Annotated in this window: 15 protein-coding genes and 1 pseudogene; 2 read left to right on the top strand and 14 right to left on the bottom strand. The window is 57.0% G+C overall.

Annotation, left to right across the window (positions count from 1 at the left end; genetic code table 11):
• The first annotated feature begins 136 nt into the window (after nt 1-136).
• On the top strand, nt 137-775 hold the full coding sequence (locus BOA8489_RS09125; protein WP_093973715.1) for an HAD family hydrolase: 639 nt from the start codon (nt 137-139) through the stop codon (nt 773-775).
• A gap of 82 nt (nt 776-857) precedes the next feature.
• Here BOA8489_RS09125 and BOA8489_RS09120 read toward each other — a convergent pair whose 3' ends face one another.
• Entirely contained in the window at nt 858-1,739 is an 882-nt protein-coding gene (locus tag BOA8489_RS09120; RefSeq protein WP_176440253.1) for an isocitrate lyase/PEP mutase family protein, read from the bottom strand.
• Between the two features lie 309 nt (nt 1,740-2,048).
• Between BOA8489_RS09120 and BOA8489_RS09115 the strand changes: the two genes are divergently transcribed.
• On the top strand, nt 2,049-3,890 hold the full coding sequence (locus BOA8489_RS09115) for an extracellular solute-binding protein (RefSeq protein WP_176440252.1): 1,842 nt from the start codon (nt 2,049-2,051) through the stop codon (nt 3,888-3,890).
• Nucleotides 3,891-4,043: 153 nt separating this feature from the next.
• On the opposite strand, the gene BOA8489_RS09110 is transcribed toward BOA8489_RS09115, so the two are convergent.
• The 13 genes and pseudogenes from BOA8489_RS09110 to BOA8489_RS09055 form a co-directional block, all read right to left on the bottom strand.
• Nucleotides 4,044-4,907, bottom strand: coding sequence for a sugar phosphate isomerase/epimerase family protein (locus BOA8489_RS09110; RefSeq protein ID WP_093973713.1), 864 nt, complete (start codon nt 4,905-4,907; stop codon nt 4,044-4,046).
• Nucleotides 4,904-5,857, bottom strand: a complete 954-nt coding sequence (locus BOA8489_RS09105) for an NAD(P)-dependent oxidoreductase (protein ID WP_281256181.1) — start codon at nt 5,855-5,857, stop codon at nt 4,904-4,906. Before BOA8489_RS09105 ends, BOA8489_RS09110 begins: the two co-directional genes overlap by 4 nt.
• A 721-nt stretch (nt 5,858-6,578) precedes the next feature.
• A pseudogene (locus BOA8489_RS09100) lies at nt 6,579-6,881 on the bottom strand (TetR-like C-terminal domain-containing protein); the annotation flags it as partial.
• A 78-nt stretch (nt 6,882-6,959) separates the two neighbouring features.
• On the bottom strand, nt 6,960-7,118 hold the full coding sequence (locus BOA8489_RS20410; protein WP_176440251.1) for a TetR/AcrR family transcriptional regulator: 159 nt from the start codon (nt 7,116-7,118) through the stop codon (nt 6,960-6,962).
• A gap of 89 nt (nt 7,119-7,207) precedes the next feature.
• Nucleotides 7,208-8,035, bottom strand: a complete 828-nt coding sequence (locus tag BOA8489_RS09095; protein ID WP_093973710.1) for a 3-oxoadipate:acetyl-CoA acetyltransferase — start codon at nt 8,033-8,035, stop codon at nt 7,208-7,210.
• A 9-nt stretch (nt 8,036-8,044) separates the two neighbouring features.
• Entirely contained in the window at nt 8,045-9,370 is a 1,326-nt protein-coding gene (locus BOA8489_RS09090) for an aspartate aminotransferase family protein (protein ID WP_093973709.1), read from the bottom strand.
• A gap of 9 nt (nt 9,371-9,379) precedes the next feature.
• A complete protein-coding gene (locus BOA8489_RS09085) occupies nt 9,380-10,351 on the bottom strand; it encodes a C45 family autoproteolytic acyltransferase/hydrolase (RefSeq protein ID WP_093973708.1) in 972 nt (323 codons plus the stop codon).
• A 9-nt stretch (nt 10,352-10,360) separates the two neighbouring features.
• On the bottom strand, nt 10,361-11,818 hold the full coding sequence (locus BOA8489_RS09080) for a biotin carboxylase (RefSeq protein ID WP_093973707.1): 1,458 nt from the start codon (nt 11,816-11,818) through the stop codon (nt 10,361-10,363).
• Between the two features lie 15 nt (nt 11,819-11,833).
• On the bottom strand, nt 11,834-14,578 hold the full coding sequence (locus BOA8489_RS09075; protein ID WP_093973706.1) for an aminotransferase class I/II-fold pyridoxal phosphate-dependent enzyme: 2,745 nt from the start codon (nt 14,576-14,578) through the stop codon (nt 11,834-11,836).
• 66 nt (nt 14,579-14,644) lie between these two features.
• Complete coding sequence (locus tag BOA8489_RS09070; RefSeq protein WP_093973705.1) at nt 14,645-15,619, bottom strand: carbon-nitrogen hydrolase family protein; 975 nt, start codon at nt 15,617-15,619, stop codon at nt 14,645-14,647.
• 68 nt (nt 15,620-15,687) lie between these two features.
• A complete protein-coding gene (locus BOA8489_RS09065) occupies nt 15,688-16,119 on the bottom strand; it encodes a universal stress protein (protein WP_093973704.1) in 432 nt (143 codons plus the stop codon).
• A 12-nt stretch (nt 16,120-16,131) separates the two neighbouring features.
• Nucleotides 16,132-18,903 (bottom strand): TRAP transporter permease, encoded by a 2,772-nt coding sequence (locus BOA8489_RS09060; RefSeq protein WP_176440250.1) that lies wholly within the window; start codon nt 18,901-18,903, stop codon nt 16,132-16,134.
• A gap of 102 nt (nt 18,904-19,005) precedes the next feature.
• Entirely contained in the window at nt 19,006-19,962 is a 957-nt protein-coding gene (locus BOA8489_RS09055) for a TAXI family TRAP transporter solute-binding subunit (protein WP_093973703.1), read from the bottom strand.
• Between the last annotated feature and the right edge of the window lie 168 nt (nt 19,963-20,130).

Below are 20,130 nucleotides of genomic sequence, written 5' to 3'. Positions count from 1 at the left end.
CAAACCTTACGGTAGCGAAATTTTCGAGTTTGTGAAGTGAAATGGACCACGGCTGTGGTTTGGGGATACCGACGCCTGTTCAGTCTGTTAGTTGGTGATTACGCATGTCCGGAACGATGATTTGGGAAAAGTCAAAATGATTACCGCGCTCCTTCATACTGACGGTGATGAGGTTCTCGAAATTACATCTGATACCTGGAGAAATGTGATTTCGCAGCGCGGCTATCGAGCTTTCATTTTTGATTGTGACGGAACGCTCGTCGAAAGCTCCGAAGTGCATTTTCAGTCCTTTTCGCAGGCGATTTCAGAGCAGGGACAGGCACTGGACCGCGATTGGTATCTTGAAAGAACAGGATTGGATCGTGTTTCTCTTTTCAAGGAGTTCTCGGCAGTCATGCAGCCCCTCGACATCGAACTTGCGTGCAAACGTAGTATCGAAGCGTTTGTCGCAATCAGTGACAAGGTCGTCGCCATACAAGACACCAAAAGTTTGGTTGAGGCGCTGTCGAAGGTCGGTCCAATGGCCGTTGGAACGAACGCGGAAAGACCCGTTGCAGAGGCGTCGCTTCAAGCGACAGGATTGCGGGAATACTTCGATCACATCGTGGCGATCAGTGACGGTTTACCCCCGAAACCAGCGCCGGATATTTTCCTCCGCGCCGCCAACTTGCTTCTATCCGATCACGGAGTCCTTGTGATTGAGGACTCTGTTCAAGGTGTCGCTGCTGCCAAGGCGGGAGGCTTTGACGTAATTCAGCTTCTATCGGTAGGTTAAGGCGGTGCACGCAATCCGCATACCCCCTTGAACGAACCCGACAATCCTGGACGCAAATTTCATCACTTTGCAGCCGACGAAACTATCGCGCTCGACGTCTCAATGCGTTCGCTTTGCTGTGATAGTCATCAAAACCAATCTGGCGGCGCAGATCGGCAAAGTCCAAAAGGTGCTCTTTTGTGGATTGTCCTGCAGCGAGGTCCGCCAGGGCGGCATTCATCGCTTTCATCGCGGCCGAAAGCAGCGTGATTGGATAGGCTGCGATAGAATATCCGAGTGCTTCGAGTTCATCGGGAGGAAGAATTGGCGTTTGGCCGCCTTCCAGCATGTTTGCCATGTGCACACCTTGGATGGACTGGCAAATCGTCGCCATCTCTTCGGTTGAGTAGGGTTCTTCTATGAAGAGAATATCTGCCCCGATTTTGGCAAACGCCTCGGCGCGGGCGAGGGTTTCGTCGAGCCCGTGCTCTCTGCGCGCATCTGTTCGAGCAAGAATTACGGTATCGTGGTCGGCGCGGGCCTCTACTGCCGCGTGAATGCGTTCGATGGCTTCGTTACGATCCACAACGCTCTTGCCTTCGGTATGACCGCAGCGCTTTGGAGCGACCTGATCTTCGATCATGACTGCAGCGCAGCCTGCGCGCGCCAAACCTGTCACGGTGCGCATGACATTCATCGGATTTCCATAGCCTGTGTCGCCGTCTGCCATCATGGGGATTGTAAGCGGCTGCATGGCATTGCGTGCTTGATCAAGAACCTCGCCATAACTCATGAGTCCGGTATCGGGCGCCCCCAGCCTTGAGGCCGAGGCGCCAAAACCGGAAAGAAAAGTCAGCTCGAACCCAGCTTGTTCGATCAGTTTTGCAGACAGTGCATCAAAGCAGCAGGGCATTTTGATTAATTCGCCTCGCGCAATAAGCGCGCGCAATCGGTCCGCCATAGGGTTGGCAATTGACTTAGGCATGAGCATCTCCATCCTTGATCAAAGACGAGCATTGGCCAATGTCGTCCGTTGCCGAGCCAACGGTCTGCCAGGCTCTTTGGTCCTGTTGTTACGAAAGCGTCCCTTTGGACTAGTATCAAGCGATCTGCGCAGCAAGACCATGAAGCGGAAATACGACCCGTGATCCTTTATCGTTGCGGGCAATTCGGGCACCGCAGGCGGCGCCTTAGAACCCAAACTCCGACATCGGCAAAGAGTGAACAGCGCGCCCCTTGACAGACCCGCCTCCCGCGCCCTGTGATGGGTCTTGTCATCAAAGGAAGTGAACCCATGTCCCTGCGCGCTGCCACCGTCTTCGCTGCCCTCGTCTTTGCCGTCCCGGCTCTGGCGGAAAACACTGTCAGCCATGGCTACTCCGCCTTCGGCGATCTGAAATACGGCCCCGATTTCAGCCATTTCGATTATGCCAATCCCGAGGCACCGAAGGGCGGCACGATGAGTCAGCGCCAGCTTTACGGCACGCCGACTTTCGACAGCCTGAACACTTTTATTATCAAGGGCGACAGCGCGCCCGAAGTCGGCGTGCACATGTATGACAGTCTTATGGTGCGGGCCTATGACGAACCTGACGCCTACTATGGCCTTGTCGCGGAAACCATCGAATACCCGGAAGATCTGTCATGGGTCGCCTTCAACCTGCGGCCTGAGGCGCGGTTTCACGACGGTGAACCGGTCACTGCCAGCGACATCGTATTTACTGTCGATGCGTTGAAGACCATGGGGCACCCTTACTACCGCAACCTGCTCAGCGACGTGTCCCTTGTTGAAGCAGAAGACAAACACCGCGTGCGGTTCGATCTTGGCCCCGGTGCCGGCGCAGCGTTCCCCGGCGATCTGGCCAGTCTTCCGGTGCTGCCGGAGCATTTCTATAACGCCCACCCGTTCGACGAGACATGGATCGTCGCACCGCTTGGGTCGGGGCCGTACCTTTTGGATCGGGTCGATCCGCCACGCACGGTGCGGTTCTGCCGCGATCCCGACTATTGGGCGCGTGATCTTCCGGTGAACGTCGGTCGCAATAATTTCGACTGTTTCGCCTATGAATACTTTGCGGATGACACCGTTGGTCTGGAAGCATTTGCCGCCGGTGAATACACGATGCGGGTTGAATACCGGTCGGCCTCTTGGGCCACCGGATATGATTTCCCGGCCGTCCAGCGCGGCTGGGTCAAACAGATGATCATTCCCGACGGGCGCCCCGCCAACGCTCAGGGAATCTGGTTCAATCTGCGCAATCCGGTTCTTCAGGACCGCCGCGTGCGCAAAGCGCTGGAACTTGCATTCAATTTCGAATGGACCAACGACACGTTGTTTTACGGGACCTATAAGCGCACGGACAGTTTTTTCGAGAACACCGACATGCAGGCGTCTGGCCTGCCCGAGGGCGGCGAGTTGGCGCTTTTGAATGAATTCCGGGACCAATTGCCAGACGAGATTTTTACCGACCCCGCCTATGTTCCTTATAGTGGCTCACCACAGCCCCGTGATCGTTCCGCCATGCGCCAGGCCTCAGCCCTTCTGGACGAGGCCGGCTGGACCGTGGGCAGCGACGGTATCCGTCGCAACTCTGACGGAAACGTGCTGTCGCTGGAGTTCCCGGAAGACAGCCGTAGCCTGGAGAGAGTCATGGTTCCATTCGTCCAAAATCTCCAGGCCCTTGGAATAGACACAGAGTTCGAGTTGATCGAACCCTCATCGCTGACCGAGCGCCGCCAGCAGTTTGATTTCGACCTTTCTGCGACCGCGTGGAGCGTGGCCGTGACCCCCAGTGCGGAACTCAGGGCCTTTTACGGCTCAAAGGCCGCAAGCGCGGAAGGCAGCAACAACCTGACCGGCCTGGCCGATCCGGTTGTCGATGCGCTGATCGAACGCGCGGTGAATGCTGGGAGCCGGGACGAGCTTGTAACGGCAGCACGTGCGCTCGACCGGGTGCTGCGCCAGAAGCTCTTGTGGATCGGGAACTGGCATCTGGGTGCGCACCGCGTCGCGGTTTGGGACATCTTTGGAATCCCGGAAACGCCTGCGCCTTATGATTTTAACCGCAATGTCGATTTCTGGTGGTTCGATCAGGCAAAATTCGACGCCATCGCCGCCGAAGGCGGACTGCGGTGACCGTCTGACGCGAAGCTACCTACAGGTTCTGCCAGTCGCATTCGAAACGGTCCGAAAGTGGGCAGGGTGGCCGTCGCTGGTAGCGCGAGAGCAGAGCTTGAAGGCTGGTTGTTGGTCGGCTGAGTCTCATGTCCTCAAGACCGTGGTCCACACTTACCCAAACACTTCCTTGAAATAGGGAATGCATTTTCGAAAGCCTGCCTCAAAGTCTCCATCACCTGAATGAAACACACTCTCCAGCGAGATCACGCCGTCGTAATTGTCGCGCGCCAACGCTTCTGAAATAGGGGCAAACAGCGGTGCGATCTGACCATGTCCCAGCTGCTTGATTTCCAGAAATGCGCGTGGCGTGTCGACCTGAACATCCTTGATATGAATATGCCCGAGATAGCCGTCTCGTACCTGATCATAGCCATCGGGATAGGCAGTCTCGTGGCACCAGCAATTATTGGCCGGGTCCCACAACACTTGGAGAACATCCTTTGCATCCAGATCGTCAATCAAGCGACGCGCAGTATAGTTTGAGTTGACCATTGTCCCATTGCCTGTTTCGACAACTAACGTCACACTGGCCTCGCGTGCCAGATCTACTGCGGGTGCGATCAGCGGCAACATCGCGTCCCAGGCGCCGCTTGCAACGTTCCATTTTTCAGCGCCATTTGAGCCCCAAAGAATCTGCTCTTTTTTCGGCGTCATTATTCTGACCAGCGGACTGCCAACGATGTGCGCCATGTCAATCACACGTGCCAAAGCGTCCATGTGCTGAGTGTGCAGTGTGTCCCCAACCTTGTTTGCTGATGTCATCCCCGCAAAAATATGACGCGACAGGCATGACACGGGTTTGCCCCGGTCCCTTAATAACCGATCGATCTGGCCGATCTCGTGCGATGTATGGTCACCAACCTCTGTGTTACCGACGAACTGTAATTCCGCATATTCGAGATCGAATTCATCCATGACGTCGATCGCATGAAACAAGTCACGGCTTATGCCATCACATATGACACCCAGCTTCATGGTCTGCCATTACGGTGCAACTCCGCTCCGATAATTTCTTCTATGACGCGTGTGCAAACCCAGTTGTCTCCGTTTGGGTATTTGGTCCGCCCTGCGTGAAATATCTGCATTGCAGAGGCGGCGGTATGAAGGGGCACGCCCAATTCCTCGCCAAGCCCCATCGAGATGGTGAGATCTTTATGCATGGTATTGATGTGGCTGCCCGTTCCTTCGAACTGGCGGTCGATGACTTTTTCCAGCGCATTGTTCACGACTCCGCAGCCGGCCGAAGATGTGCTGAAGACGTCGAGCAATACCTGTCCGGGCACACCCGCCTTGGCCGCAAGTGCAGCCGCTTCAAACGTGGCCGAGAACTGTGCGCCGATTAGCGACTGCAGACAGGCTTTGACTGTCTGTCCATCACCAGCATTGATGCCGACACGGTGGATATTGGCGGACACGGCATCCATGAAGGGCGCAAACCTGTCCAACACGCCGTCGGGGGCGGCCGCCATCATCGTCAACGTGCCACTCTGAGCTCCGGGAAACCCGCCCGAAACCGGGGTATCAATCAAGTGGACCTCGCTCCCGCGCATTGCCTCTCCGATCTCGCGGGCTTCTTTGGGCTTGATCGTCGCGCTCAGGATTATGGCGCCTCCTTTGGGCAGGTGCGCAACTAGCCCGTCGTCGCCTAAAATCACGTTCTTGGCCTCGTCACCCGTCATAACCATGACAAAGACGGCCTGCGATGCTGCAGCGACTTGTGCAGGGGTCTGCGCAGCTTTGCCGCCCATTGCAACAAATGCCGCCATGCGCTCGGGTTTGAGATCAATACCCGTTACTTCAAAGCCGTTCTTAAGCAGGTTCTTTGCCAAACCGCTGCCCATATCTCCAATGCCGACGATCCCTGCAGTTCTCATGAAACACTCCCGTTTTCTCGCAAAAGGGCTTGCCCTTGCGGATTTTGAAATCAGCCGATCTTTGGACCAGCGCCTTTCGCGGGGATTTCACGCGTCAGATGAGACGTCGGGCGGGTCCGGAAGACACCCCGCTGCCCGGTTATGTCCCATCAGGCTATCACTGAGATTTTGGATTTGACAAGCGCGGTTTCATCTTTGCAGCACTCTGATCGAGAGCTCGTTGATTTCTTTAGACTTTGCGAGGTCTTGTTCCATGCAATCGAATTGGGGTTGCTGGGTCTGGGACACTATTCCCCCTAGTCCTTGATGGGTGCTGCGTTTGTGCTGTTATCGTCGGAGGGCCATTCATAGATCAGGCGAATGAGGAGGGCTGCCGCGAGACATTGACGCGTGGCGGGCTAGATACTTCTGCGGCCTTGTAAAGGGGCGGAGCTTTCTCGACCGCTCTGATCGCGTGCAAGTCCTTTTCGGGGAACCCGGCTTCAGGCGAGGCAGGGGCTGGTCAGAAGGATCCGGAATAAGGCATTAGGTGATTTTTCAGGACAAGCGGGCTTGAGCCCGACGGGGTGCTCGCACGCTGTCCACGTGTCTTCACACAGTCGCCATATCTTATTTGAAACCCTAACCAAGATCACGGACACAAGAGAGATGCTATGCTGTCTTTCCCGGCTATCGCATGGGAACGTTGAAGTCTGGCCGGCGTACTGTTGCTAGAGGTTCACGATTTTACCCCGAATGCGTCGAATGCTGCACCGCGCTATAAAGTCGGCTTTCAGCACTGCAAATCGGGGATGATGTCCAAAATATTCATGCTTGGTTTATCATCCTTTTTGAAGCGGTTGGCTGTCAATAACTGCGCATAACCATGGACCAAACTCCACGCGAACAACTGCTGTTTGGCATCAACTTCTGTGGCTCTTCCCTGAAATCGTCCGAAGTCCTTTGAGATTTCGACAAGGATAACAATGCACCCTCGGACATTGCGCATGAGTTCCGCGTCCCTCGATGACACCCCGTCTTGTGCATATATCAATTCGTAAATCGTGGGATGGGCCTGTGCGAATGCGACGTAACCAAGAAGTGCAGCGTCTCATCGCGCTTCGCAGTCAGTCGCCTCATTTGTTCTTCGACGCATATAGGTTTCCAAATCGGTTTAACCCTGCGTTGCCAGAGCCGTCAGAAGCGCGGCCTTGTTGGCAAGATGGTTTTGCGGTGCGGTCGCGCTGACACCGACTGCCTCTGCACACTTGCGCAAGGACAGATTGCTCTGGCCTTCGGTCTCGGGCAGTTCGATCATCCAGTCGCGGGACACGCTCGATTTTCGTCGGCTTCGGACCGCCAAGGGCGTGTCGGTCCCCGCGAACCCCTGCCAATGCGCTGGCCGGGAGTGGGCGAGATCGGCTAGGGGTGCAGCCCAAGTATGTCACGCGCTTGGGCCGGGGTGGCGACCGGCCGGTCGTAGCGCGCACAGATTTCGGCGGTGCGTTCCACAAGTGCGGCGTTGGACGGGGCGAGGGTGTGTTTGTCCCAGCGCACGTTGTCTTCCAGTCCGGTGCGCGTGTGGCCCCCCGCAGCGATCGCCCATTCACTGACGATGATCTGTCCCGCGCCGACGCCCGCCGCGCACCATTTGGCCGTTGGCGCGATGCGTTTGACGGTTTTTACATAGAAATCAAATGTTTCGCGGTCTATGGGCATGGCGTTCTTCACCCCCATGACGAACTGCACATAGAGATCACCAGGGATGCGACCATCGCGGTTCATCGCGGCTGCCTGGTGGATATGGGAGAGATCAAAAGCTTCGATCTCGGGTTTGACGTCATGGGTGCGCATCTCGGACGCCAGCCAGTCGACCAGTTGTGGCGGGTTTTCGTAGACGCGGGTCGGAAAGTTATTCGAACCGACCGCAAGGGACGCCATGTCGGGGCGCAAGGGCAGCATTCCGCCGCGCTCGTTACCTGACCCTGATCGTCCGCCAGTGGAGAACTGTATGATCATGCTGGGGCAGTGTTTCTCTATACCTTCCTTCAGGGCGGCAAATTTTTCCGGGTCGGACGACGGCGTCTGATCATCGTTGCGTACATGGGCGTGGCAGATGGTTGCGCCTGCTTCGTACGCGGCATGGGTGGACTCGATCTGTTCTGTGATCGTGATCGGCACGGCGGGATTGTCTTCTTTGCGTGGAACCGAACCGGTGATGGCAACGCAGATGATGCAGGGATCTGACATGGTGGTCCTTCAGCTGGTCAAAGCGGTTTCGATCGCAACCGAGAGCTTCCCGACAAGTTCATCAATCTGATCGTCGCTGATGATGAAGGGCGGGGCCAGAAGCACGTGATCGCCGGATTGTCCGTCGATTGTGCCACTCATCGGGTAACAGATCATGCCCGCCTCGAACGCGGCTTTCTTGACCTTGCCGGCCAACTTTCGCGAGGCGTCGAACGGAGCCTTGGAGTCTCTGTCCGCGACCAGTTCGACACCTTGGAACAATCCGCGCCCACGAATGTCGCCGACGTTTGGGTGCTGGCCGAGTTTGGCGTGTAGCGCCGCCATCAGTTTTTCGCCCTGCGTGGCCACGCGGGGGATCAACTGGCGTTCCAAAAGGGCATTCACCACGGCGACGCCTGCGGCGGCGGCGGTGGGGTGGCCAAGATAGGTATGCCCATGCTGAAAAAAGCCAGAGCCATTCTCGATAGCTTCGTAGATTGCGCGACTGCAGAGCATTGCCCCAATGGGCTGATAACCAGCCCCCAACCCTTTTGCGATGCAGAGAATATCCGGGGATATGCCGTCCTGTTCGCAGGCAAAGAGGCTGCCGGTCCGGCCCATACCGCACATGACTTCGTCAAGGATCAGCAAAATTCCGTATTTGTCGCAGATCTCGCGAATGCGTTTGAAATAACCGGGTGCGGCTGTCAGCGCACCGGCTGTCGCGCCAACGACCGGTTCGGCAGCGAAAGCCATGACGTTCTCGGGGCCGACGCGCAAAAGCTCTTCTTCAAGCAGGTTGGCGGCGCGAAGTCCGTATGCTTCAGGCGTTTCACCATCGCGCTTCAGGCGGTATTCGTAGCAAGGGTCAATGTGGCTCATGTCGATGAGCAACGGCCCGAACTGTGCACGTCTCCAGGCGTTGCCGCCCGCGGAAAGCGCGCCCATCGTGTTGCCGTGATAACTTTGCTTGCGGGCAATCAGGCGACCGCGCTGTGGTTCGCCCTTTTCGACGAAATACTGGCGCGCGAGCTTCAGCGCGGCTTCCATCGCTTCGGAGCCGCCGGAGACAAGATAGACACGGTCCAGGTCGCCAGGCGCATGTGTAATCAGTAGGTCGGCAAGGGTCTCGGCAGGCTTTGAGGTCAAAAACCCGGTGTGGGCGTAGGCCAGTTGGTCAAGCTGCGCCTTGACGGCATCAATAATCGCGCGGTCGCCGTGCCCAAGGCAGGAGACCGCAGCGCCGCCGGAGGCATCCAAGTATTGTTTGCCGGTGTCGTCGTAGAGATAACACCCTTCACCGCGAACGGCGACCGGGGGCGGCTGTTTGGTGTGGCGAGGAAAGATGTGTGACATGGCTAATCCTTATGCGGCGCCCGGGATTTGGACCCGGCGGCCACCTTCCTGGAAGTCGTCCATCCCGAGGCTCCATGTGGTGCCTGGCCAGCGCACCTCCAGTTGTTGCAAGCGAGGGCGGTAGACTGCGGTGTAGAGCGTGCCGAACCCGGCATCGAAAGCCGTGGAGTACAGCGGGGGTCGAAGGAACGCGCCAATGAACTTGTTCTCGGGGTCGCGGTGCAGGGTCAGGCGCTGAAGCAGGAACCGCTCGCGCTCGACTGTTGCGGTGAAGCGCGCATGGCTCAGCCATTCGACGTTTTCCTGATGGTTGGTCGCCACGGCGGCGTGCGTGATCACGGTTGGTCGGTCGGGGGCCATCATTGCCGTCAGGAAGTGGCGCTTGGCGTCCAGAACAGTGACGTTGTAACTCATGTGTGTGGGCACACGTTGTAGCACTTTACGGGCATCTTCGGCCGTTGAGCAGGTCTGCAAAACATAGCGCAGGATCAGGGGCACGCCGAAGCCATCCCCCACAACGCGCCTGCCGCCAAAGGTCAGTGAAATCGCAAGGCCTGCGTCGTTCATTCCGTCAACCAGCCCCCACAGACCGTCTGAAACGCCGACGACGCGGCGCCCTTGCCAGCCGGTTTGCAGGACAAGGCTGTCGAATGCATCGGGGTTGTAGTCGTAGTTGCGCACCAGGACGGGTTCTTCGCCGGTCCAGATCGCCTGACTGCATCCGGACAGGTATGGGGGAGGGCAGTAAAAGCTGAGGAAGCGAGATGCCTGATCTCCGCCACCGGCAAGATCGCAAAGGCTTTCATAGAGCGGCACAATCTCGGGCATATGCTCTTTTAGTGCGCGGCGGCTTTCAAGATAGGTGGGACGCGCTGCATCGCCCTCTTTCAGCCACCAACGCCTGTAGTCTGGCCAGTATTCGGCAAAAAGCCCGGCCCATTTCGGGCCGGGGGTATGTTCGCTGAGGGCGCGCCAAAGCATGGGCAGTCCTTACATGATCTTGAAGGCAGGTTCCGCCAGTGCCGGGCCGGCATTTGCCACGGGAAGCGGCTTGCCTTCCACGGTTTGCTTGATGCCGTGGATCCACTTTTTGGCGCGTTCGTTCAACTGGAATCCTTTGGTCATCGACCGGCCACGGGTCACGAGGATACCGATATCGGCACCTTCGTAACGATAGTCGCCCGGCTGAAGGATGCGCAGGAAGAACGCTTCGTTTTCGCTTTCTACCGCGCGGCGGTGGTAGTCGAAGCGATCATAGACGACGCTGCCGTCCGCCAACATTTTGTAGATGCCGGTTTCAGGTGCTGCGGTGCAGATATCCACGCTGTCCTCGGTGTGTTTGATTACCATCTGTGACCAACTGTCGATCATGTCCGGGTCTGCCCAGCGGCTGTTGAGTTCATCCACATCGAGGTCGAATTTCTTTTTCGAAAACTCAAGCAGGTGGAACAGGAACAAAGGCGCGTCTGCGTGAGCAAAGGCCGCATGGTTTGTCATGGACGACGCACCTGTGATGCGGGGGTTCAGCTCGCCCAGCCACAAGTCACCGGTCTTTTTGTCGATCAGGAAATCCAGTTCGAAATAACCGCGATAGCCTTCCTTGCGCAGCTGCTCTCCGAATTTGAAGGTCAGGTCGCGGGCTTTTTCACGCACCTTCGGCGGAAAGGCTGTCGAGAGGATCTCGTTGCCGCACCAACCGCCGCGATAGGGCGTCAGTTCCTTGAAGCCGACAAGTTCCGTCATCAGCGGACCGACGATTGTGCCTTCCTTGGTGGCACAGGCCTCGATCGCGGAGCCACGACAGTCGATCCGCTTCATGATCTTGATTTCACCTTCGCCGATGATCTCGTGTTCGTGCCGGCGGAAGTCAGCTTCGGACTTGATGAAAAACGTTGTGTGGCCACTGTCACCGAAGGCCGACTGCAAAACCAGATCGTGCCCGATGCCTGCCTTTTCGCAGGTCTTGCGCAGGTCCTCATAGGACTTCACTTCGGCCAACACATTGGGGACGGATGGGACACCCGCCTTGTTGCCGATCCGCACGGTTTCGATCTTGTTGTCCATGCTCGTGCGAAGCTTGGCTTTGGGAAACCAGACATCGGCACCCAGCTCCTTGGACAGCCTTTCCGTTTCCTCGTCAAACATCAGGAACACGAATTTGGGCTTGCCACCGCGCCGCTTGATGAAGTCGATGACCTCTTTGTGCTGCAACAGGTAGTTGTTTATATCCTCGATCGACTGGAACTCGGCATGGGGTTGCTCGGACGGGCAGAACACGTTGGGGTGCTTGCCGCCATAGCAGTCGATATAGCAGATGTATTTGAAGTTCTTGACCCATTCATCGAGGCCAAGAAGGTTGAAGTTCGTCGCCGAGATAAAGTAAATCGGGTCTTCGTTACGGTGGAAGAACCTGCGGATCTCCGAGATATTCCTGAGTACTGTTGGCATTGAATTACTCCTTCTTCATTCGGCAGCGGTTTTGATTGCTTTGGCCTTGGGCAAGGCGGCCAATGCCTCCGGTGTAAAGACGCGCAGACCAAGATCCGGGCGATATCCGTGGATTTCGTTGACATCGAGAGCCAGCATGAACGCGAGGATTTCCTGACTGATGACCTGACCCGGCACAAGAATTGGAAAACCCGGCGGATAAGGGATAATGAAGCTGGCAGAGACGACTTCCTCGCCCGCATCCAGCGCATCTTTCAGTGACCCGGTGAGTTCAAGGTAATCGCAATTCGATTCCTCATAGCTCAGGTAGTAGGCCGTTCGAATGTCGCCTTCTGGTGTTACATTGTCAGGGCGGAAGGCATCGTGGAACCGGCTGAAATCAGGCAGCGGCGGATAGTTTTCGGTCAGGTTCTTCACCCGTCGCTCAAACGATAGGCGCTCCATTTTCGAGGCGTCATCCAGGAGGTCGTCCAACTCATTCGCAATCTCGACCAGGACCTCTATCAGATAGGCAACCGACGATCTTGTGGTTCCGATGTTGGTCATGAACAGAACGGTGTTGCGGGATGTCTTGTTGATCTGGATGCCGTACTTATCCATCAGGACATCATTCTTGAACGTATCGCCATCCCAGCCAGTGCCACCGACGGATAGTGTGACACGCGTGGCGTCCAGAACGAAGTCGTCCTGCTCCCAGCAGTCCCACATATCTGTCCAGCCCTGTTCATTGTCGAAGTAGCTGGTGACACCGCTTTGGCGGTGATGTTCGGGGATCATGTCGCCCGCTGTCAGAACCTTGAAGTATTTCTGTAGCAAGGGATGGCTGCTGATCGCCTTGCGCATCGCCATCGCGGCCTCGATCTGGCGCTGGACGAATTCGAACCCTTCAAGCTCGACCTGGCGACGTCCCACATCCAGTGATGCGATGATCTGATAGTTGGGCGAGGTCGAGGTGTGCGTCATATACGCCTCGTGGAACGACTGTTCGACTTCGCCTTTGAAGTCCTGATCACTGACGTGGATCATTGAACCCTGCCGCAATGAGGTCAGTGTCTTATGTGTGGACTGTGTGGCATAGACTCGCACGCGCGACGTCGGCGGAGCAATCAGCCGTGTGTTCAGCAGGTCTTCGTCAGTGGCGTCTTTCAGCTCCATTTGCTGCTTTGCATAGGCCTCGGCATGCTGCTCGGTGCGGAACCGTTTGCGCAGGTTGTTGGACGTGCGCATTGCCGTTCGCTGGCGGTAGGTCGGGCTGAAGCGCGCGAAGGCGAACCATGCTTCGTCCCACAGGAAGATCAGGTCGGGCTTGATGGCCAGACATTCCTCCATCACGCGTTCCACGTTATAGACCAGACCATCGAATGTGCAGTTGGTCAAAAGCAGCATTCGCACACGATCCAGTTTGCCCGCGGCCTTCAGGGCAAGCAATTGATGCTTGATTTCACGCAGCGGCACCGCGCCATACATCGAGTATTCATTCAAGGGATAGCTATCGAGGTAGACGACTTCGGCGCCGGCCAGGACCATGCCGTAATGGTGAGATTTGTGGCAATCCCGGTCGACCAACACGATATCGCCTGGACGCACCAACGCCTGCACGACGATCTTGTTGCAGGTCGATGTTCCGTTTGTCGCAAAGAAGGTCTGCTTTGAGCCAAACGCCCGGCTTGCAAGCTCTTGTGCTTGCTTGATGGGGCCATGCGGCTCCAGAAGGCTGTCGAGGCCGCCCGAGGTCGCGGAGGTCTCGGCAAGAAAAATGTTGGGCCCGTAGAACGCACCCATGTCTTGGATCCAATGCGACCGCGTGATCGATTTGCCTCGGCTGATCGGCAACGCGTGGAACACGCCCGTCGGCTGCTTGGAGTAGTTTACAAGGGCGGTAAAGAAGGGTGTTTTGTTGCGCGCCTCAACGCCCCGCAGGATGTTGAGGTGCAACTCCATGAAGTCTTCCTGATTATAAAAGACCCGGCGACAAATCCCCAAGTCCAGACCGGCGATATCCTCGACCGAGCGTTCGGTTACCAGATAGGCGTCAAGTTCTGGTCGTACGCGCCCGATCAGGCGGCAAAGCTCCGGGCCATAGTCCTCGGGTTTCATGGCATCGATCGTGTCGCTGCCGCCGGCACTGTTGAGGTATTTCTGAAGGATTTCGTTGTCGATCCTGGACTTCAGAACCAGCCCCGGGCGCACAACGATCGCCTGAATATTGTGATTGAACAGCACCGCAATCAGGGCGTCTTCTAGGCTTGGGACAACGACCGCTTCATAGACGAACGGATCCTCGGGGCGGCGCATCTTGGCGACGTTGCTTTTCAGCCAGTGGTCCTGCTGTTCGCTGACGTTATCGACAATGAGAACTTCAAAATAAGGCTTCGCCAGTGCCCGCGCTTCTGGCGAGAGCAGAGCTTCATCGTCGTATTCTTCCTGGGTATTGAAATTGTCGCGCTCAAGCGGGATGCGACGACGACGGTAGGCCCCGGTCGTGAGGGCGCGGGTGACGCGGTGGACACCGAAGGCAAGGTCTTCGAAGCTGTTGTGATCAAGCTGACGGCGCAGGTGATCAAAAGCGGCCATTCCGGGAAATGCCCAATAGGGTTCGATCAAGGCCAGCGACTCGAACAGCTCTTGTGCGCGGGCTCGGTCGAGTGCGGAAATCTTGTTGCCGGGTGCACGGGCAATTTCGCTGGTGACTTCCCTCAGTGCGCTCCATCTGTCAGAACGCAGCTGCGTTGCAGAGTAATAGTCACTCACAGAATCCATCGGTCGTTCTCCCAATTAGAGCCTTCAGAAAACGACCGTCCCGCAGGGCGTGACAGCCGCTTGCGGTCAGCCGCTAGATGTCTTGCCCATGACGGGCGATAGTCCCAGCGCGCGCGCGCGGGCCGTGGCATGTGCTTCGGCCTCGGCGGTTGCTGGCAAATCTACGTGAAGGCCGGCGCGCGACCCCTGTTGCGGTATTTCAAGCGGTCCAAGCGACTTGAGATAGGCGTCGGTGCCACTTTCGCGGTCATAGACCGAGAAATCACTGGACCGGTCACGGAAGCTTTTCAAAACCTGCCCAAGACCCTTCATCCCGGTCTCGCGCTGGCGCCGGACCATGGAGAGGTCAACTTCTATTGGGAACATGTCCTCTTGACCGGCAGACTGGTGCAGAACCAGGGACGTCGGGTCTACAACGAGGGATTTCCCGACCCCGCCAGCGCCTAAGCCATTGACATCAATGACATAGCATTGAAATTGCGCAGCCGTTGCACGCGCAATCGCCAATTCCGCGTCGCGGTCGGTTGTACCCGTCAGGACGGGGTGCAAAAGCACTTCGACGCCCTGCGAGGTCAATTGGCGTGTGGTTTCGGGAAACCACATATCATAGCAGATCGACAGACCAAAACGGCCCACGTTGGGCACATCGAAAACGCAGAAATCCGTGCCAGCTGCAATACCTGCCTCGTAGGGCAGGAACGGGAACATCTTGGCGTAGCGGCGCACGATATTTCCATCGGGATCAATCACCAGAGATGTGTTGTAGACGCGACCGTCATCCGGCGACGTCAGGAACATCGAGCCGGGGATCAGCCAGACTTTGTGGCGCCGCGCAGCCTCGCAGAACTTGTCGATGACATCGTTCTCCTGCGGCAGTTTGAACTTTTCCAACGGCCCAAAGGGGGCCAGTTCGCTGAAAAGGACCATCTGTGTCCAGGGAAAGCGCATCATTAGGATATCAAGGCGTTGCATCATGCCATCGACGTTGGAATGAAGCGCGTTGACGTACATCTGCACGCCTGCAATTGCGAAAGGGGTCATGTCTAAAAATCTCCGTGAAAACAGAGGCGGCCCGACGTGGCTCGCAGTATCTCTGCCTCACGCATTCATTACGCCCTTACGACCAGAACGGAAACAGGTGATCTGCGCACAACGCGGTCGGCATTCGAGCCAACCAGGAATTCGCGAACGCGATCTGGTTGATGCGAGGCCATGACCACAAGGTCGCAACCGGTTTCTTCGATGCCGGCCAGCACTTCATCATGGATTTTGCCGAAGGCAAGGTGCTGTTTGACGTTGATTTCCTGCGGAACTTCCCTCGTCACGAGGTCATTGAGGGCCGTATTCGCGGCCGAAATGGCCTGCTTCTCAAAGTCCGGTGGGAAGAAGCTCTCGACCATTGGTGTTCCCAGGTCAGGAACCACCGAAAGGACATGCAGCGTGCCTTTGGAAGCGCGTACGATTTCCACGGCTTGCGGCAGCGCCTTTTCCCAAGACGCCGGATGGTTAAGGTCGATCGTCAGCAAAACGCTTTTGAACATGACTTGCCCTTTCTATGCTGCGGCTTCTTTGCGCGTGGTCGGCGTGTTGCGACCGCGCTGCAAAAAGATGACCAAACCGAGAAGCAGGAGCGCTGGGATGAACATCAGGTACTTGGTCGGCTGACCCACGGGGCGCAGGACCCGCAAGACTTCCTGATCCCAGTCGAGGCCTGCGGTTTCGGCGGCGCTTCCAAAGCTCACGTCGTCAATGATAAGCGCGTCGCCGTCTTCCCGGAAGAGCAGCCCTGCATTCTCAAGCCGCTCTTCGCCGGTTGCACCTTCCTCGATCGCCAAGAGGGCCACGAATTCGATCGGGTCACCCAGATCGTTGACCCCAGCGACCCTTATGCGCAGGTCTTCACCGACAGGAGTGGCCAGTGCGGCCGCTGCAATTTCGGTCGGGTTTTCTTCGGTGTAGGGTGGATAAACCATATCCATCCAGAACCCCGGCCGGAACAGAGTAAAGGCGATCAGCAGCAACGCGAAGGTTTCGTAAAAGCGATTCTTAGCGAGGAACCAGCCTTGCGTTGCCGCCGCGAACAGCAGCATCGCTATGGTCGCGACAACGAAGACAAAGATACCTTGCGCCCATGTCACACCAATCAACAAAAGCTCGGTGTTGAAGATAAACAGGAAGGGCAACGCGGCGGTGCGCAAGCTGTAGAAGAATGCCACGACACCGGTCTTGATCGGATCGCCTCCTGATACGGCGGCAGCGGCGAAACTTGCCAAGCCAACCGGCGGCGTCACGTCCGCCATGATGCCGAAATAGAAGACAAAGAGGTGCACCGCGATCAGCGGTACGATCAGGCCGTTTTGCTGGCCGAGTGTTACGATGACGGGTGCAAGCAGTGCCGAGACCACGATGTAGTTCGCAGTGGTCGGCAAGCCCATTCCGAGGATCAGTGAAAGGATGGCCGTCAGGAACAGGATTGCCAGTATATTGCCGCCCGATAGAACCTCTACCACATCGGCAAGTGCCGAGCCGACCCCGGTTTGGCTGACCGCGCCCACGATAATGCCGGCAGTTGCCGTAGCGATACCAATGCCGATCATGTTGCGCGCGCCGGTTTCAAGCCCGTCGATCAGGTCCTTGCCCCCTTGGAGGACGGCGGAACCGAAGGCGCTATCACCCCGCATCAGCGCGGTTAATGGCCGTTGGGTTACCAGGATGAAGACCATGTATGCAGTTGCCCAGAACGCGGACAGTCCAGGGGACAGGCGGTCAACCATCAGCGCCCAGACCAGTACGACCACCGGCAGGATGAAGTGCAATCCGGATCGTATGGTAGGTCCTGGTAATGGCAGAGCCGTCACCGGCGCATTGGGATCATCCAGTTCAAGCGGTTCTTCTTTTGAGGCGACATAGAGCAGACCCACATAGACCAGAGTCAGGAATGCGAAGATGATATAGCCTGCCGAGTTCGGGAATGCAGGGCGGATCCAGCCCATGCCATAGTAGACAAGGAAGGATATCGCGCAGATCGCCGCGATGGTGAAAGCGATTCCGATCAGACGACCGACCAGTGGTTTAGGTGTGTAAGCGCGTGGCAGCCCTTCCATTCCGGCCTTCAGGGCCTCGAGGTGGACGATGTAGACAAGCGCGATGTAGGAAATCACCGCAGGCAGGAACGCGTGCTTGACCACGTCGAAATAGGGAATGCCGACATATTCAACCATCAGGAAGGCCGCAGCGCCCATCACGGGTGGCATGATCTGCCCATTGACGGAACTGGCAACTTCGACGGCTCCGGCTTTTTCGGAACTGAACCCGACCTTCTTCATCAGAGGGATGGTGAATGTACCGGTGGTTACGACGTTTGCAATCGATGAGCCAGAGATCAGACCGGTCATGGCCGAAGACACCACGGCGGCTTTTGCTGGCCCGCCCTTCATATGGCCCATCAAACTGAAGGCGACTTGAATGAAGTAGTTGCCCGCCCCAGCCCTGTCGAGAAGTGATCCGAACAGAACGAATAGGAATACGAATGAGGTCGACACACCCAATGCGATGCCGAAAACGCCTTCGGTCGTAATCCATTGATGGTTCACGATTTCCGAAAGGCTATTGCCCTTGTGGGCGATAATACTGGGCATATATGGCCCGAGCACCGTGTAGATCAGAAAGACCGAAGCGACGATCATCAGGGCAGGCCCAAGAGCGCGGCGTGTCGCCTCAAGGAGCAACATCAGGCCAATCACCGCGACCACGAAGTCTTGCATGATCGGCGCACCGACCCGGCCCGCGATGTCGCGGTAGTAAACGAAGAGATAGAGCGCAGCGATAGCACCGATGACGGCAAGCGCCCACTCCCAAACAGGTATGCGTTCTTTTGGAGAGCCGAGAACGACTGCTCCGACGAGAACGAGACCTACGATGGGGATCCACCATGTCGCGGTTCCCTCTTTGGCACCGGTCATGAAGAGCAGCGCAAGTATGACGGGGACTGCAATGCCCAGTCCCAGTTGAAATTTCGTGCGGGCCGCGGGGAAGGCTGCGAACGCCAGGAAAATGGCGAAGGCGAGGTGAATGGAACGGCTTTCGGTGTCGTTAAAGACGCCCCAGCCGACAATAAACGGAATAGGGGAAGCGATCCAAAGCTGAAAAAGCGACCAGGCGAGTGCAACGCAGGTCAGGAATATCCCGACCGTGCCAGCCGTGCCACGACCACCGGTATCAGAGGATGCAACGAGGGCATCGAGCTCTTCCTGGCTAAGTCCTCCGCGTCCGGCGGCAGCATTCTCAACGGCGGCAGCTTGCTGTTGGTTTGGATTGTCCGACATGTCAGTCCCCCTGCGGCCTATCGAAAGGCACGGCATCTCTTTAGGTGGCGTCAGGTGGGCGGCGCGCGACCGCCACACCCGTTTTCAATGCAGGCGGTCGACTTACATCCAGCCGCGCTCTTTGTAGTAGCGCTCTGCACCGGGGTGCAGCGGAGCGGATAGACCGTCGCTGATCATTTCTTCTTCGGTCAGGTTCTCGAATGCAGGGTGCAGACGCTTGAATCGGTCGAAGTTGTCAAAGACGGCCTTGACGACCTGATAAACGACTTCGTCGTCGACATCCGCAGAGGTAACGAACGTCGCTTTGACGCCAAAGGTCTGCACGTTGTCCGGCGAGCCTTCATACATACCACCGGGAACGGTCGCGGCAGCATAGTAGGGGTTGTTGGCAATAAGCTGGTCAATCTCGGGGCCTGTCACCGGGACAAGTACGGCTGCAGTCGTCGAGACGGCTTCCTGGATCGAGCCGTTCGGGTGACCGACAGTATAGATGATCGCATCGACCTTGTTGTCGCCTAGTGCGGCGGCTTGCTCGGCAGGCTTCAGCTCGGACGCCAGCGCAAAGTCATCCATGGTCCAGCCAAGAGCATCCATAACGACTTGCATCGTTGCATACTGTCCCGAGCCAGGGTTGCCGATGTTTACGCGCTTGCCCTTAAGGTCAGCAAAACTTGTGATCCCGGAGTCTGCGCGGGCGATCACAGTGAAGGGTTCGCCATGTACCGAGAACACAGCCCGTTCGCCCTCGAACTGGTTGCCCTCGAACTCGGATGTTCCGTTGTACGCGTGGAACTGCCAGTCGGACTGGGCCACACCCATATCCATATCACCAGCCATGATCGCATTGATGTTGGCGATCGAGCCCCCTGTCGACGGTGCCGTGCACTTGAGGTTGTGGTCAGCGGTGCCACGGTTCACCAGACGGCAGATCGACTGACCTACAACGAAGTAAACACCGGTCTGGCCGCCAGTACCTATTGTGATGAATTGCTCCTGTGCGGTTGAAGCGGTTCCAGCCATCATGGCTCCCGCAAAAGCGAGGTATTTGATCATTTTCATAATTATCTCCCTGTTTCTCATGACGTTTGTCTTCCTTGCCGAAAGATCTTAACTCCGACACGCGCCGACATCCTGATGCGTCTCGGTTCATGGCACGTGCCGATATTTTGGCTGGGTTGGGAAATCTTCAATTCAACCACGCTATTGTGCCAATTGATTACCAAGACT

The organism is Boseongicola aestuarii (genome assembly GCF_900184815.1).
In the GTDB taxonomy this organism is placed as follows: domain Bacteria; phylum Pseudomonadota; class Alphaproteobacteria; order Rhodobacterales; family Rhodobacteraceae; genus Boseongicola; species Boseongicola aestuarii.
The sequence above is the reverse complement of the archived record's forward strand: the minus strand, read 5'-3'. Positions and strand labels throughout refer to the sequence as shown.